The organism is Parviterribacter multiflagellatus (assembly GCF_056863265.1).
Map to the genome: position 1 here is coordinate 161,826 of NZ_JBXPIZ010000007.1, position 15,334 is coordinate 177,159.

Consider the following 15,334-nt stretch of genomic DNA (forward strand, 5'->3'; position numbering starts at 1 on the left):
TTCCGGAACCGACCCTTCGACCTTTAACCCGGTCCCGCGAGGCCAGGAAGGACGAGACACGAAGATGGACCCTGAGAAGGTCGTCCTGGACCGGGACGACATCCGCCGCACGCTCGTACGCATCGCGCACGAGATCGTCGAGAAGAACGCCGACCCCGGCGGCGTCGCGATCGTCGGCATCCACCGGCGCGGCGCGCTCCTCGCGCAGCGGCTCCACCGCCTCGTCGAGGACCTCCTCGACACCCAGGTCCCGCTCGGCGACCTCGACATCTCCTTCTACCGCGACGACGTCAACACGCGGCTCGACCAGCCCGAGGTCCACGCCAGCCACGTCGACTTCGAGGTGGAGGAGCGCACCGTCGTCATCGTCGACGACGTCCTCTACACGGGCCGCACCGTCCGCGCCGCTATCGAGTCGCTGTTCTCCTACGGTCGCCCCGGCCGGGTGCAGCTCGCCGTGCTGGCCGACCGCGGCCACCGCGAGCTGCCGATCCGCCCCGACTACGTGGGCAAGAACCTCCCGACCTCCAGGGCCGAGCGCGTCAACGTCCGCCTGGACGAGCTCGACGGCGTCGACGAGGTCACCATCACGACCAAGCAGGAGGCGATCGCGTGAGGCACCTGCTCTCCGTCGAGCACGACCTCGACCGCGCGCGCATCGAGCGCATCGTCGACCTCGCGCGCTCGTTCGAGGAGGTCGCGCACCGGCCGATCAAGAAGGTCCCGGCGCTCCGCGGCCGCACGGTCCTCAACCTCTTCTACGAGTCCTCCACCCGCACGCGCAGCAGCTTCGAGCTGGCGGCCAAGCGCCTCAGCGCCGACGTCGTCAACTTCAGCGCGAGCGGGAGCGCGGTCGAGAAGGGCGAGTCGCTCAAGGACACCGTCCTGACGCTCAACGCCCACAAGCCTGACGCGATCGTCGTCCGCACGCCCTGGGCCGGCAGCAGCGAGCTCGTCGCCCGCTGGTCCGGCGCCGCGGTCGTCAACGCCGGCGACGGCAAGCACGAGCACCCGACCCAGGCGCTGCTCGACGTCTACACGCTCATCAAGAAGCTCGGCTCCCTGGAGGGGCTGAACATCTGGATCGTCGGCGACGTCCTCCACAGCCGGGTCGCGCGCTCCAACATCCTCGCCTTCCAGCTCATGGGCGCGAAGGTGACGGTGGCCGGCCCGCCGACGCTCATCCCGCGCCACATCGACACGCTCGGCTGCGACGTGCGCTACGACCTCGACGGCCTGAAGGAGGCCGACGTCGTCTACGCGCTGCGGATGCAGAACGAGCGGATCGAGCAGCCGTACCTGCCGTCGCTGCGCGAGTACGCGCACGAGTTCCAGGTCAACGGCCGCCGCCTCGGCCCGCGCCAGGTGCTGATGCACCCCGGTCCGGTCAACCGCGGCGTCGAGCTGTCCGGCGAGGTCGTCGACTCGCCGCAGGCGGTCATCGCCACCCAGGTCGAGAGCGGCATCGTCGTCCGCATGGCCGTCCTCTACGAGATCCTCGAAGGCGCCGCCGGCCCGCGCGGCGCCGCGCAGCGCGAAAGGCAGCTGGCGTGAACGCACCGCTCATCCACCGCGAAGGCCCGCAGGCCGACATCCTCATCACGCGCGCGCACGTGCTCGACCCGCGCACGGGGCTCGACGCGCCGCACGACGTCCTGATCCGCGACGGCCACATCGCCGAGATCGGGGAGCCGGGCGGGCTCACCGCGCCGGGCCCGGACACGGAGACGGTCGACGGCGAGGGCAAGCACCTGCTGCCGGCGTTCGTCGACCCGCACGTCCACCTGCGCACGCCCGGCCAGGAGCACAAGGAGGACCTCGACACCGGCACCCGCGCCGCGGCCGCCGGCGGCTACTGCGCCGTCGTCGCGATGCCGAACACGACGCCGGTCGTCGACTCCGGCCCCATCCTGCGGGCGCTGCGCGACGCCGCCGCACGCGAGGCCCGCATCCCCGTCGGCTTCATGCCGTGCATCACGCAGGGGATGGAGGGCAACCAGCTCACCGAGATGGCGGAGCTGCGCGAGCTGGGCGCGCTCGGCTTCACCGACGACGGCAAGCCCGTCCGCTCCGCCCAGGTGCTGCGGCTCGCGCTCCAGTACCAGAAGATGGTCGGCGGCGTGCTCGCGCTCCACGAGGAGGACCCGGCCCTGTCCGGCTCCGGCGCGATGCACGAGGGCACGGTCAGCGCGATGCTCGGCATCGCCGGCATCCCGAGCATCTCGGAGTCCACGATGGTCGCGCGCGACGCGCTGATCGCCGAGTACGAGGGCGGCCACATCCACATCCAGCACGTCAGCGCCAAGGAGACGGTGCAGGCGATCGCCGACGCGAAGGCGCGCGGCGTCCGCATCACCGGCGAGGCCAGCCCGCACCACCTGACGCTCACCCACGACGGCGTCCGCAGCCTCGACACGCGCCTGAAGATGAACCCGCCGCTGCGCGCCGAGGAGGACCGCCAGGCGGTCATCGCCGGCCTGCGCGACGGCACGCTCGACTGCATCGCAACGGACCACGCTCCGCACGCGCGGGACGAGAAGGAGGTCCCGTTCGAGCAGGCGCCGATGGGCACGACCGGGCTGGAGACCGCGTTCGCGTCCGTCTACACCGACCTCGTCCTCGAAGGCGTGCTCGCGCTCCCCCTGGTGGTGGAGCGGATGAGCAGCGGCGCCGCGATCCTCGGCCTCGACACGCCGAAGGTCGAGAAGGGCCGCCGCGCCGACCTCACGCTGATCGACCTCGCCGCCGACTGGACGGTCGGGGAGGACGGCTACGAGAGCCGCAGCGAGAACTGCTGCTTCGCCGGCCGCACGTTCAAGGGCCGGGTGCTTCTGACCATCGCGGCGGGCTCCGTCGCCTACCGGCAGCGTTCGTTCGCTGTAGTGAGTGCATGACCGCTAGCGCTTACGTCCTGTTGGAGGACGGCACGAAGTTCGAAGGTGAGGCCGTCGGGGCCGACGCGCACGCCGTCGGCGAGGTCGTCTTCACGACCGGCATGGCGGGCTACCAGGAGTCGGTCACCGACCCGAGCTTCGCCGGCCAGCTGATCACGTTCGCCTACCCGCACATCGGCAACTACGGCGTGTCCGACGCCGCGATGGAGTCGAGCGGCATCCACGCGCGCGCGGTCATCATGCGCGAGGGCGTCAACCACACCGAGACGCCCGGCTCGACCGGCGGCTGGCTCGACTGGCTGACCTCCAACGGCATCCCGGCGATCACCGGCGTCGACACGCGCGCGCTCGTCCGCCACATCCGCAGCGCGGGCTCGATGCGCGGCGCCGTGTTCCCCGCCCGCGTGAGCGAGCGCGAGGCGCGGGAGCTGATCGACGCCGAGCCGAGCATGGTCGGCGCCGACTTCGCCAAGACGGTCACGCCGTCGAGCGTGATCCGCGTCGGCGAGGGCGACGGGCCGCTGATCGCGGCGATCGACACCGGCATCAAGTCGTCGATCGTCAACCACCTCGTCGCGCGCGGCGCGGTCGTCGACCTGCACCCGTGCACGGTCAGCAGCGCCGACGTCCTCGCCACGAACCCCGACGCGGTGTTCATGGCGAACGGCCCGGGCGACCCGGCCGCGCTCGACTACGTCGTCCAGACGCTGCGCGAGCTCGTCGGCAAGAAGCCGGTGTGGGGCATCTGCCTCGGCCACCAGCTGCTCAGCCGCGCGGTCGGGCTGGAGACGTTCAAGCTCCCGTTCGGCCACCGCGGCGTCAACCACCCGGTCAAGGACGTCGAGACCGGGCGGATCGAGATCACGTCGCAGAACCACGGCTTCGCGGTCTACGGCCCCGGCCGCGCGGAGACGATCTCGGTCGACGAGCCGGTCCGGTTCGACACCGACTTCGGCGCCGCGCAGCTCTCGCGCGTGAACCTCTACGACCGCACGGTCGAGGGCCTCAAGCTCCTCGACGTGCCGGCGGGCACCATCCAGTACCACCCCGAGGCCGGCCCCGGCCCGCACGACGCCCACCACCTGTTCGACGACTTCCTGAAGGACCTCCAGGTTGCCTAGGCGCGACGACCTCCACCGCATCCTCATCCTCGGCTCCGGCCCCATCGTCATCGGCCAGGCCGCCGAGTTCGACTACTCCGGCGTGCAGGCCTGCAAGGTCCTCAAGGAGGAGGGCTACGAGGTCGTGCTGGTCAACTCCAACCCGGCGACGATCATGACCGACCCGGAGTTCGCGGACGCGACGTACGTCGAGCCGCTGCTGCCCGGCCCGGTCGCGCAGATCATCGAGAAGGAGCGCCCGGACGCGCTGCTGCCGACGCTCGGCGGGCAGACGGCGCTCAACCTCGCGCGCACGCTGCACGAGGACGGCACGCTCGAGAAGTTCGGCGTCGAGCTGATCGGCGCGAACTACGACGCGATCGGCCGCGCGGAGGACCGCGACCTGTTCGCGCAGACGATGGCCAAGGCGGGGCTGGAGATGCCGCGCAGCGGGATCGCGCACACGGTCGACGAGGCGCTCGGCCTGCTCGACCACGTCGGCCTGCCCGCGATCATCCGCCCGGCGTTCACGCTCGGCGGGCGCGGCGGCGGCGTCGCGTACACCGAGGAGGAGTACCGCAAGGTCGTCGCGCGCGGCCTGGACGCCTCCCCGATCACGCAGGTGCTCGTCGACCAGTCGGTGATCGGCTGGGGCGAGTTCGAGCTCGAGGTCATGCGCGACCGCAACGACAACTGCGTCATCGTCGCCTCGATCGAGAACATCGACCCGATGGGCGTCCACACCGGCGACTCGGTCACGGTCGCGCCGCAGCAGACGCTCACCGACCGGCTCTACCAGAAGCTCCGCGACCAGGCCTTCCAGGTCATCCGTGCCGTCGGCGTGGAGACGGGCGGCTCGAACGTGCAGTTCGCGGTCAACCCGGAGACCGAGGAGATCCTCGTCATCGAGATGAACCCGCGCGTGTCGCGGTCGTCGGCGCTCGCGTCGAAGGCCACCGGGTTCCCGATCGCGAAGATCGCCGCGCGGCTGGCCGTCGGCTACGCCCTGGAGGAGATCGACAACGACATCACGCAGGCGACGCCGGCGGCGTTCGAGCCGACGATCGACTACGTGGTCGTCAAGTGGCCGCGGTTCGCGTTCGAGAAGTTCGCGGGCGCCGACGCGCAGCTCACCACGCACATGAAGAGCGTGGGGGAGGCGATGGCGATCGGCCGCACCTTCCAGCAGGCGTTCGGCAAGGCGATGCGCTCCCGTGAGCTGGACCGCGCGCCCGACCTCTCCGACGACACGGACGCGTTGCTCGAGCGGCTCGCGACGCCGTCGGCCGACCGGTACGACGTGCTGTTCGAGGTCTTCCGGCGCGGCGTCGACACGAAGACGGTGCGGGAGATCACGAAGATCGACCCGTGGTTCCTCAACGAGCTGCGGGCGCTGGCGACGGAGCCCGACGCGGCCTTCGCCGGGGAGCGGTCGTTCAAGGCCGTCGACACCTGCGCGGCCGAGTTCGAGGCCAGCACCCCGTACTTCTACTCCGGCTGGGAGCGGACGAAGGACGACGAGGTCCAGCGCGGCTCCAACAGGTCGGTGATGATCCTCGGCTCCGGCCCGAACCGCATCGGCCAGGGCATCGAGTTCGACTACTGCTGCGTCCACGCCGCGATGACCGTCCGCGCGAGCGGCCGCGACGCGGTGATGGTCAACTGCAACCCCGAGACGGTCTCGACCGACTACGACACGTCCGATCGGCTGTACTTCGAGCCGCTCACGCTCGAGGACGTCCTCGGGGTGGTGGAGGTCGAGCAGCCCGAGGGCGTCATCGTCCAGTTCGGCGGCCAGACACCGCTCAAGCTCGCCAAGGGCCTCGAGCAGGCGGGCGTGAAGATCCTCGGCACCAGCGTCGACGCCATCGACCTCGCGGAGGAGCGCGGCCGGTTCAGCGCGCTGCTCGACGAGCTCGGCCTGCAGGCGCCGCCGTACGCGACCGCGCACTCGGTCGACGAGGCGCTGAACGCGGCCGAAGGCGTCGGGTTCCCGCTCCTCGTCCGCCCGTCGTACGTCCTCGGCGGGCGCGCGATGGAGATCGTCTACTCGCGCGACGGCCTGGCCGACTACCTGCGCCGCGAGGCGCCGCAGTCGGGCGCCGCGATCTTCCTCGACCGCTTCCTCGAGAACGCGGTGGAGGTCGACGTCGACGCGCTGTGCGACGGCGAGGACGTGTGGATCGGCGGCATGCTCCAGCACGTCGAGGAGGCCGGCATCCACTCGGGCGACTCGGCCCAGGTGCTGCCGCCGCACTCGCTCGGCCCGGACATGCTGGCCGAGCTGGAGCGCCAGACGCGGGGCATCGCGCTGAAGCTCGGCGTCGTCGGCCTCATCAACGTCCAGTACGCGATCTACGACGGCCGCGTCTACGTCATCGAGGCGAACCCGCGCGCGTCGCGGACCGTGCCGTTCATCTCCAAGGCGGTCGGCGTGCCGCTGGCGAAGATGGCCTGCCGGCTGATGCTCGGCGAGAAGCTCGCCGACCTCGACCTGCCCGAGGATCCGATGGCCGGCGCGCACGTGAGCGTGAAGGAGGCCGTGCTGCCGTTCGACCGCTTCAAGGAGGCGGACGCGGTGCTCGGGCCGGAGATGCGCTCGACCGGAGAGGTGATGGGCGTCGCGCGCGACTTCCCGACCGCGTTCGCCAAGGCGCAGGCCGCGGCCGGCAGCGCGCTGCCGATCGGCGGGACCGTGTTCCTCACCGTGACCGACACCGACAAGACCGCCGCGCAGGGCATCGCCGCGATGCTCTACGACGCGGGCTTCCGGATCGTCGCCACGAAGGGGACCGCCCAGGCCATCCGCGGCATCGGCGTCGCCTGCGAGACGCTCAACAAGGTCGCCGAGGGCTCGCCGCACGTCGTCGAGGCGATCGAGAACGGCGAGATCGACCTCGTCATCAACACCCCGACCGGCTCGGGCGCCCGCAGCGACGGCGCGGAGATCCGCCGCGCCGCGGTCGCCGCCGGCGTCCCCTGCATCACGACCATGTCCTCCGGCATGGCCGCCGCCCGCGCGATCCTCGCGGCCCAGCGCGGCGGTCCGGCGGAGGTCCTCTCGCTGCAGGAGATCCACGCGACGACGACCCCCGCGTGAGCCCGTCCTCGCGCGCGTCCGGAGGCTTCCTCTGGACGCGCGTTCTGAGGCCGCTCATGTTCCGCCTGCCGGCCGAGACGGCGCACCACGTCGGATCGGTCGGCCTCCGCTTCGCGCTCGGCTGGCGGCCTCTGCGCGCGCTCTGCGCACGCGCGTGTGTCCCGTCCGACCCCGCGCTGCGCGTGTCCGTCTTCGGTCGCGACCTGCCGTCGCCGGTCGGGCTCGCCGCGGGGTTCGACAAGGACGCGCAGGCCTACCGCCAGCTGGCCGCGCTCGGGTTCGGGTTCGTCGAGGTCGGCACGGTCACGCCGCGCGCGCAGCCCGGCAACCCCAAGCCGCGCCTCTTCCGCCTCCCGCGCGACCGCGCGCTCGTCAACCGGATGGGCTTCAACGGCCGGGGGACGGACGTCGCCGCGGCCGGCCTGCAGCACCGCCGCGGCGAGGTCGTCGGCGCGAACGTCGGCAAGAACAAGGACACGCCAGAGGAGCGGGCGGTCGAGGACTACGTGGCGGCGACGCGGGTGCTCGCGCCGCTGGCCGACTACGTCGCGGTCAACGTGTCGTCGCCCAACACGCCGGGCCTGCGGGACCTGCAGGCGGTGGAGCGGCTGGAGCCGATCCTCGTCGCCGTGCAAGAGGCGGCAGGCGGCAAGCCGGTGCTGCTCAAGATCGCGCCGGACCTCTCGGACGAGGACGTCGACGCCGTCGCCGAGCTGGCGTTGAAGCTGTCACTGGCCGGGATCATCGCGACGAACACGACCATAGCCCGGACCGGCCTCGACTCGCCTCGACCCGAGGTCGAGGCCATCGGCGCGGGCGGCCTCTCCGGCGCGCCGCTGGCCGCTCGTTCGCTGACCGTGCTCCGCCGTCTACGCGCCAAGGTGGGCGACCGCCTCGTCCTGGTCGCCGCCGGCGGCGTCTTCACGGCCGACGACGCGTGGGACCGCGTAGCGGCTGGGGCGACGCTCGTCCAGCTCTACACGAGCTTCGTCTACGGCGGCCCGTGCACCGCGTCACAGCTCGCCGCCGGCCTCGCCGCGCGAGCTCGTGCGGAAGGGTTCGAACGGGTCGTCGACGCGGTCGGGACGTCGGTGTAGCACCTGCAAAAAGTGCTGCAAATGGGGGATCGTCCGTCAACCAGCCTGCATCGATCTGAAGCTCGACTTCAGGTCGAGGGATCTTTCGGTGCGGCGGCTTGCCTGCGACCCGAAGCCGGGTATAGTCGCCGCCCATGCCGCCGGCAACGAACTCGCCTTCCAAGCACTCGGCGGCCCCCGAACGATCACTGGTACAGCGCATGGACGCGCTGCAGCGAGCGAACGAGATTCGCACGAAGCGCGCGCAGCTCAAGCGCGATCTCAAGGCGGGCCGCACATCGATCCACGACCTCCTGCTCGATCCCCCCGAGTACCTCGAGACGGCCAAGGTGTTCGACATGCTGCTGGCCGTGCCGAAGTACGGTCGGGTGAAGGTGAACAAGATCCTGGTCCAGTGCCGGATCTCGCCGAGCAAGACCATCGGCGGGCTCTCCGAGCGGCAGCGCACGGAGCTCGTCTCCATGCTGCGCCGCTAGGCCGCGCCGCAGCGTCGCGCGCTTGGCCGCGAAGGTCTTCGTCATCACCGGGCCGTCAGGCGTCGGCAAGGGCACGCTGATCCGCGCGCTGCGCGAGCGCGTGCCCGAGCTGGACCTGTCGGTCTCGGCGACGACACGCCGTCCCCGCCCGGGGGAGACCCAGGGCGAGCACTACCACTTCCTCTCCGACGAGGAGTTCGCCCGCCACGTCGAGGCGGGCGACTTCGTCGAGTGGGCCGAGTACTCCGGTCGCCGGTACGGCACGCTGCGCTCCGAGCTGGAGAGCCGCGTGACGTCCGGTCGCCCGGTCGTGCTCGAGATCGAGCTGCAGGGCGCGCGCCAGGTGCGCGCGACGATGCCCGACGCCGTCCAGATCTTCATCGAGCCGCCGTCCGAGGACGCCCTCCGCGCGCGCCTGGTCGGGCGCGGGACCGACGACCCCGAGCAGGTCGAGCGGCGCCTCGCGGTCGCGCGCGACGAGCTGGCCGCGAAGGCGGAGTTCCCGCATACGGTGCGAAACGACCGGCTCGAGGACGCGGTGGACGAGCTGGAACGCGTCGTCCGCACCGCTCTACACTGAGACGCATGATCTCCCCGCGCCTCGACAAGCTCCTCGAGCACGTCGACTCCAACTACGCGTCCGTGCTCGTCGCTGCCAAGCGCGCGCGTCAGATCAACTCGTACTACCACAACCTCGGCGAGGGGACGTTCGACGAGTTCCCGCCGCCGATGGTCGAGTCCGGCTCCAAGAACTACCTCACGATCGCGCTCGAGGAAGTCGCCGCCGGCAAGATCAAGTACCAGTACCGCTAGGCGGGAGCCTTCCCGATGTCGCGCATCCTGCTCGGCGTCAGCGGGGGGATCGCGGCCTACAAGGCGGTCGAGCTCGTGCGCCTGGCCATCAAGGCCGGGCACGCGGTGCGTGTCGTGCAGACCCCGGCGAGCGAGCGGTTCGTCGGGCGCGCGACGTTCGAGGGCATCACCGGCGCCCCGGTCCTCACGTCCGAGTTCGACGCCGACCCGGCGCGCGGGGCCTTCCCGGGCGACCCGCCGCCGGCGCACGACCCGATCGGCCACCTCGCGCTGGTCGCCAGCGCAGACGTCTACGTCATCGCGCCCGCCACGGCGAACACGATCGCCAAGCTCGCGGGCGGGTACGCCGACGCGATGGTGACCACCGCCGCGCTCGCCGCCACCTGCCCCGTGGTCGTCGCGCCCGCGATGAACCACCACATGTGGCACCACGCTGCGACGCAGGCCAACGTCGCCACCCTCCGCGCGCGCGGGGTGACGGTGCTCGAGCCCGACAGCGGCTCGCTCGCCTCCAAGGGGGAGCACGGCGACGGCCGGCTGCCCGAGCCCGCGGCGATCCTCGCCGCGGTCGACGCCGTCCTCGCCCGGAATCCGTCCCCACCCACCCCGCAGCCGCTCGACGGCCTGCAGGTGCTCGTCACCGCCGGCGGCACGCGCGAGCCGATCGATGCCGTCCGCTACATCGGCAACCGCTCGTCGGGCCGGATGGGCCTGGCGCTCGCGGAGGTCGCGGCCGACCTCGGCGCGGACGTCACGGTGGTCGCCGCCAACGTCGAGCTGCCGCGCGACCCGCGCGTGAGCTACGTCGACGTGCAGACCGCGCAGGAGCTGCGGGACGCCACGGTCGCCGCGTTCGGGCGCACCGACGTCCTCCTGATGGCAGCGGCGGTGGTGGACTTCAGGCCGTCTTTAGCTGCGGATCACAAGATCAAGAAGACCGCAGGCCAGGACACCATGCGCGTGGAGCTCGAGCTCACGCCGGACATCCTCAGCGAGCTCGCCTCGGCGCGGCGCGCGGGGCAGACCGTCGTGGGGTTCGCGGCCGAGCACGGCGAGGGGGCCCTGGCGTACGGTCGGGACAAGCTCAAGCGCAAGGGGTTGGACGCGATCGTGGTGAACGACATCTCGCGAACGGACATCGGGTTCGACGCGACCGACAACGAGGTCACGATCGTGACCGCCGCGCACGAGACGCCGGTGCCCCGCGCGCCCAAGCGGGACGTCGCACGGGCGATCCTCGACGAGGTCGTCGCGCTGCGCGGCCAGGCCCTGGACCCGGCGGCGCGATGAGCCTCGACGCCGCTCCGGATCGGGTCGGCGAGGAGGAGCTCGCCGCAGCCACCGCGGTCGCCAAGCGGATCGCGGCCAACGTCCGCGGCGGGGTCGAGGTCAAGCCCGAGCTGCTCGACTTCGCGCTCGTCGCGCTGGTCGCCGAGGGCCACGTGCTGATCGAGGACCTGCCGGGCGTCGGCAAGACGACGCTCGCCCGCGCGCTCGCACGCTCGATCGACCTGCAGTTCGCGCGCATCCAGTGCACCGCCGACCTGCTCCCGGCCGACGTGGTCGGGACGAACATCTACAACCAGCGCGAGGACCGGTTCGAGTTCCGTCCCGGGCCGATCTTCGCGAACATCGTCATCGTCGACGAGGTCAACCGCGCGTCGCCCAAGACGCAGTCGGGCCTGCTCGAGTGCATGCAGGAGCGGCGCGTGACGGTCGACGTCCACACGCACGAGCTGGCGCGCCCGTTCCTCGTGCTCGCGACGCAGAACCCGGTCGAGTACGAGGGCACGTACCCGCTGCCCGAGGCGCAGGTCGACCGCTTCATGATGCGGCTGTCGATGGGCTACCCGAGCGCCGCCGCCGAGGCGTCGATGCTCGCCGCGCACGAGATGGGCGACCGCGTCGCGCAGATCGAGCCCGTCGCGTCCGCCGCGGACGTGCTGAGCGCGCAGAAGGCCGCCGACCGCGTGCTGGCGTCCGAGGCGCTGCGGCGCTACGTCGTCGCGCTCCTGCAGCGCACGCGCGAGGACCCGCGGCTGGAGCTGGGCGCGTCGCCGCGCTCGGGGCTCATGCTGCTGCGCGCCGCGAAGGCGCGCGCGCTGCTGCAGGGCCGCGACCACGCGCTGCCCGACGACGTGCAGGCCCTCGCGCAGCCCGTGCTCGCGCACCGGCTCGTGCTCGCGCCCGAGGCGGTGGACGCGACAGCCGCCGACGTCGTCGCCGACGCGCTCGCGCACACGCCCGCGCTCTGACCACCCGGGACCGCCCGCAGGCCGCTCCGATGCCCGCCGAGCCCGCCACCACCGTCCGCCACACCGGCGGTCGTCCCGCGGCCGGGACCGCGGCGCTCGGTGTCCTGCTCGTGCTGGTCGGGGGCATGTTCGATGCCGAGCCGCTCTACGTCCCGGGCGTCGCGTTCGTCGCGCTCGCGGTCGGCGCCGTCGTGTGGGTGCGGCTCGCGGCGCGCGGCATCGTCGTCACGCGCGTGCTCGGCGCGCGGCGGGTCGTCGAGGACGAGCCGCTCGACGCGATCCTCTCCGCGCGTACCGGCACGATCGGGGTGCCCGGCGGCGCGCTGCTCGACCCGCTGCTGGCCGCGCGCGAGCGACCCGCCGACGAGCACGCCGTCGCCGACGAGCTCGAGGCCGGGCTCGCGCTGCCCTTCTGGCGGACGGGCCGGCGCGTGCGGGTCAAGGCGCGGTTCGCCCGCCGCGGCCGCCGCGAGCTGGAGCCGCCGTCGGTGATCGTCCGCGACCCGCTCGGTCTCGCCTCGGTGCTCGTCCGCGGCGCGGGGACGGACGAGGTGCTCGTGCTCCCGCGCGTGGAGCAGGTCCGCTCGCTGCGCGGCCCGCACGACGACGGGCGCGCGCGGCGGCGGGGGCGCCCGGCGATGGCGGCGGAGGTCGAGCTGGACGGCGTGCGCGAGCACCGGCCCGGCACGCCCGCCTCGCGGATCTACTGGCCGGCGCTGGCGCGCGGCGCGGGGATGATGGAGCGGCGGCTGCGCGCGGAGTCCGACACGACGCCGCTGATCGTGCTCGACACCCGCGGGGCGTCCGACACCGAGCTCCGCGACGAGCTGGACGCCGCCGTGCGCGCGGTGGCGTCGCTGAGCGTCTCGCTCGCGCGCGCGGGCGGGGTCGCGGTGCTCCTGCCCGGCGACCGCCGGCCGACGCCGCTCGACGAGTCGCTCGGCGGCTGGACGCACCTGCACGCGCGGCTGGCGCTGGTGCAGGGCGGCGGCCGCCCGGGGCTCGCGAACATCGCCTCGCGGATGGGCGCGGTCCTGTACGTCGCCGCGCGTCCACCGGCGCGCACGCCGCGCGGGCTCGAGCACGCGCCCGCCGCGGGACGCATCCTCGTCGTGCCGGGCACGCTGCCCAACCGCCGCCCCGCGTTCTCCGTCGCGGGCTGCCACGGCTACGAGCTGGAGGCCAACCGGATGGCGCGGGGGAGGGGAGCGGCCGCGTGAGCACCGTCGCGCCTCCGCCGCCGTCGGCGCCGCCCCCGCCGCCGGCGCCCTCGGCCGGCGCCCCGCGTCCGCCCGCGCCGGCCGGCGGCGGCCTCGCGCTCCCGCGTCGCCCGATGGCCGTGCGGCTCGTCGCGTGCCTCGCGCTGGCGATGTTCGGCGCGCAGATGTGGGGCGACACCGTGCGGCCCGAGGCGGACGGCCGCGTGGTGGGTGCCGCGGCGGTCGGCGCGCTGCTCGGCCTGCTCGCCCTGCTGTCGTCCGAGCTGCGCCGGCCGGTCCGCGCGCTCGTGCTCGCCGCGCTGACGGTCGCGGGCGCGGTCGCCGCGCTGCTGCTGGCCGGCGTGCCCGCCGCGCTCTTCGACCCCGACGACTGGGACTCGCTCGCCAGCGGCCTGGCCGACGGCATCAGCGCGCTGCCCGGGCTGAGCGTCCCGTACCGCGGGGTCGACGAGTGGAACCGCATCGCGGTGCTGCTCGGCGGCACGGCGCTGGCGGTCGCGGGCCCGCTCCTGGCGTGCTGGCCGCGCCGGCCCGAGCGCGGCCGCGGGACGGCGCCGGCGCGGTTCAGCGGCCCGGGCGTCGCGGCGGTGCTGCTGACCGTCCTCTACGCGGTGCCGGCCGTCCAGCTGCGGCCCGAGCACCCGTTCGTCGACGGGACGATCTTCGCGCTGCTGCTGGCGGCGGTGCTGCTGGGGGAGCGGCTCGCCCCGCGCGACGCGCCCGTGGCCGTGCCCGCGCTGCTCGTGGCGGCGCTGGTCGGGCTCGCGCTCGCCCCGCGCCTGGACGCGACGGACCCGTGGGTCGACTACGAGGGCATCGCGCAGTCGCTCGGCGAGCGGGGCACGACGAACTTCTCGTGGGACCACAGCTACGGCCCGCTCGACTGGGCGCGCGACGGGCGCGAGGTGCTGCGCATCCGCTCCGACACCTCCTCGTACTGGAAGGCGACGACGCTCGCGGACTTCGACGGCGTGCGGTGGCGGGAGATCCGGCCGCGCGGCCTCGACAGCGACCCGGCCGCCGACACGCCCGACCCGGAGTGGGTGCGGACGATCCGCGTCTCGGTGCGCAACCTGCGCACGCCGCAGTTCATCGCGGCGGGCACGACGCTGCGGATCGACCGCTCGCCGCGCACGGTCGTGGAGGGCGCGCCCGGCTCGTACGTGACGGCCGACCGCGAGCTGCGCCGCGGCCACGCGTACCTCGCGCGCGTGTACGACCCGCGGCCGCGCGCCGCGCAGCTCGCCGCCGCCGGCTCCTCCTATCCGTCCGAGCTGTGGCCGTACCTCTCGGTGCAGGTCCCGCGGTCGATCGGCGGCCCCGACAACGTCGATCCGTCGACCGGTCAGCCGACGCCGGGCGGGCAGACGCCGTTCGTCGTGTTCCCCGCCTGGGGCGACGGGCGTGAGCCGCTCGGGTTCCAGGGCCGCGGGTACGGGCAGCGGGTCGGCGGCGACTGGATCGACGGCAGCCGGCTCGCGCGGACCTACCGGCTCGCGCAGCGGCTGGGGCGCGAGGCGACGACGCCGTACGACTACGTGCGGCGGGTCCAGGCGTACCTCAACGAGGGCTTCACGTACACCGAGACGCCGCCGGCCGCGCGGCTCCCGCTCGACGCGTTCCTGTTCCGCGACAAGGCCGGCTACTGCCAGCAGTTCTCCGGCGCCATGGCGCTGCTGCTGCGGATGGGCGGCGTGCCGGCGCGCGTCGCGAGCGGGTTCAGCCCCGGGACGTTCGACGGCACGCGCCGCGAATACGTCGTGCGCGACCTCGACGCGCACTCGTGGGTCGAGGCGTACTTCCCGGGCTTCGGCTGGATGACGTTCGACCCGACCCCGGCGATCGCCCCGGCGCGCGCGCAGGCGTCCGGCATCGAGGAGGAGGCGGCGGCCGAGGAGGAAGAGGCCGAGGAGGAGGCCGAGGCGGCGGCGAGCGAGCGCGGCAACGACCCGGCCGCGCCGGGCGCCGAGGCGGCCGCCGCGGAGGACGGCGGCGCCCCGGTCGGGCTGCTCGTCGCGGCGGGCCTGCTGGTGCTGGCCGCCGTCGGGTCGGCGGGCTTCGCGGTGATCGTCCACCGCCGCCACGCGCGGATGACGGTGGAGGACCGCGTCCGCGAGCTCGACCGCGCGCTGCGCCGCAGCGGCCGCGTCCACCGCGACGCGCTCACGCTCCAGCAGCTCGAGCACCGCCTCCGCGGCGCTCCCGAGGCCGAGGCCTACGTCCGCATGCTCCGCCTCGGCCGCTACGGCTTCGCGTCCGACCTCCCGACCCCGCGCCAGCGCGCCGCCGTCCGCCGCCAGCTCGGGGCCGGGCTCGGCTGGAAGGGCAGGCTCCGCGCGCTCTGGGCGCTCCCGCCCTGGTGAGCTGACCCGCCGCCGG

The 15,334-nt window shown here is 73.5% G+C and carries 13 protein-coding genes; all 13 read left to right on the top strand.

The window, feature by feature from the left end; translation table 11 throughout:
• Positions 1–64: 64 nt before the first annotated feature.
• The 13 genes from pyrR (at position 65) to AC1UE5_RS16415 (ending at position 15,318) form a co-directional block, all read left to right on the top strand.
• Positions 65–616 (top strand): bifunctional pyr operon transcriptional regulator/uracil phosphoribosyltransferase PyrR, encoded by a 552-nt coding sequence (gene pyrR, locus AC1UE5_RS16355; RefSeq protein WP_482925388.1) that lies wholly within the window; start codon positions 65–67, stop codon positions 614–616.
• On the top strand, positions 613–1,554 hold the full coding sequence (locus AC1UE5_RS16360; protein WP_482925390.1) for an aspartate carbamoyltransferase catalytic subunit: 942 nt from the start codon (positions 613–615) through the stop codon (positions 1,552–1,554). Before pyrR ends, AC1UE5_RS16360 begins: the two co-directional genes overlap by 4 nt.
• Entirely contained in the window at positions 1,551–2,894 is a 1,344-nt protein-coding gene (locus AC1UE5_RS16365) for a dihydroorotase (RefSeq protein WP_482925392.1), read from the top strand. Before AC1UE5_RS16360 ends, AC1UE5_RS16365 begins: the two co-directional genes overlap by 4 nt.
• A complete protein-coding gene (gene carA, locus AC1UE5_RS16370; RefSeq protein WP_482925394.1) occupies positions 2,891–4,015 on the top strand; it encodes a glutamine-hydrolyzing carbamoyl-phosphate synthase small subunit in 1,125 nt (374 codons plus the stop codon). The genes AC1UE5_RS16365 and carA overlap by 4 nt, the downstream gene beginning before the upstream one ends.
• Positions 4,008–7,094, top strand: a complete 3,087-nt coding sequence (carB, locus tag AC1UE5_RS16375; protein WP_482925396.1) for a carbamoyl-phosphate synthase large subunit — start codon at positions 4,008–4,010, stop codon at positions 7,092–7,094. Before carA ends, carB begins: the two co-directional genes overlap by 8 nt.
• Positions 7,091–8,191, top strand: coding sequence for a quinone-dependent dihydroorotate dehydrogenase (locus AC1UE5_RS16380; RefSeq protein ID WP_482925398.1), 1,101 nt, complete (start codon positions 7,091–7,093; stop codon positions 8,189–8,191). The genes carB and AC1UE5_RS16380 overlap by 4 nt, the downstream gene beginning before the upstream one ends.
• A gap of 200 nt (positions 8,192–8,391) precedes the next feature.
• The gene (gene mihF, locus AC1UE5_RS16385; RefSeq protein ID WP_482925400.1) at positions 8,392–8,667 is read left to right on the top strand and encodes an integration host factor, actinobacterial type; all 276 of its coding nucleotides are present in this window, start codon (positions 8,392–8,394) and stop codon (positions 8,665–8,667) included.
• A gap of 22 nt (positions 8,668–8,689) precedes the next feature.
• On the top strand, positions 8,690–9,247 hold the full coding sequence (gmk, locus tag AC1UE5_RS16390) for a guanylate kinase (RefSeq protein ID WP_482925402.1): 558 nt from the start codon (positions 8,690–8,692) through the stop codon (positions 9,245–9,247).
• 5 nt (positions 9,248–9,252) lie between these two features.
• The gene (gene rpoZ / locus AC1UE5_RS16395) at positions 9,253–9,480 is read left to right on the top strand and encodes a DNA-directed RNA polymerase subunit omega (protein ID WP_482925404.1); all 228 of its coding nucleotides are present in this window, start codon (positions 9,253–9,255) and stop codon (positions 9,478–9,480) included.
• Positions 9,481–9,495: 15 nt separating this feature from the next.
• On the top strand, positions 9,496–10,770 hold the full coding sequence (gene coaBC / locus AC1UE5_RS16400; protein WP_482925406.1) for a bifunctional phosphopantothenoylcysteine decarboxylase/phosphopantothenate--cysteine ligase CoaBC: 1,275 nt from the start codon (positions 9,496–9,498) through the stop codon (positions 10,768–10,770).
• A complete protein-coding gene (locus AC1UE5_RS16405) occupies positions 10,767–11,735 on the top strand; it encodes an AAA family ATPase (protein ID WP_482925408.1) in 969 nt (322 codons plus the stop codon). Before coaBC ends, AC1UE5_RS16405 begins: the two co-directional genes overlap by 4 nt.
• Before the next feature lie 29 nt (positions 11,736–11,764).
• The gene (locus AC1UE5_RS16410) at positions 11,765–12,955 is read left to right on the top strand and encodes a DUF58 domain-containing protein (protein WP_482925410.1); all 1,191 of its coding nucleotides are present in this window, start codon (positions 11,765–11,767) and stop codon (positions 12,953–12,955) included.
• The gene (locus AC1UE5_RS16415; protein WP_482925412.1) at positions 12,952–15,318 is read left to right on the top strand and encodes a transglutaminase TgpA family protein; all 2,367 of its coding nucleotides are present in this window, start codon (positions 12,952–12,954) and stop codon (positions 15,316–15,318) included. The genes AC1UE5_RS16410 and AC1UE5_RS16415 overlap by 4 nt, the downstream gene beginning before the upstream one ends.
• Positions 15,319–15,334: the final 16 nt, after the last annotated feature.